This is a genomic window from Haloferax profundi, assembly GCF_001469865.1.
Taxonomy (GTDB): domain Archaea; phylum Halobacteriota; class Halobacteria; order Halobacteriales; family Haloferacaceae; genus Haloferax; species Haloferax profundi.
Window position 1 is genome coordinate 1 of sequence record NZ_LOPV01000292.1, and the last position, 253, is coordinate 253.

Below are 253 nucleotides of genomic sequence, written 5' to 3' on the forward strand. Positions count from 1 at the left end.
CGTCGCTTCCGAGTGATTCTGGGGAGCTTGTTGATGTGATGGAGGCGTACGCAGAGGCGTGGGATATTGATGTGACTCAGACAGCGCTGATGGACGTCGGACAGGTGTGGCGAGCCACGAATACTGCTGTCGAGGATCGCTCGATTGGTCCTGCAGTCGTCAAGGACATCCTCTCGTTTGTTGGAGGCCATTCCACTGGATCGCAGTCAATGTGGCTCACACGGGCTGTCATCAGCTTCATCTGCCCACAGTT

The 253-nt window shown here is 56.1% G+C and carries 1 protein-coding gene; it reads left to right on the plus strand.

Annotation, left to right across the window (positions count from 1 at the left end; genetic code table 11):
* Positions 1-38: 38 nt before the first annotated feature.
* Positions 39-253: hypothetical protein (locus AUR66_RS22635; protein WP_231727877.1), on the plus strand; the 215-nt coding region annotated here is incomplete at its 3' end.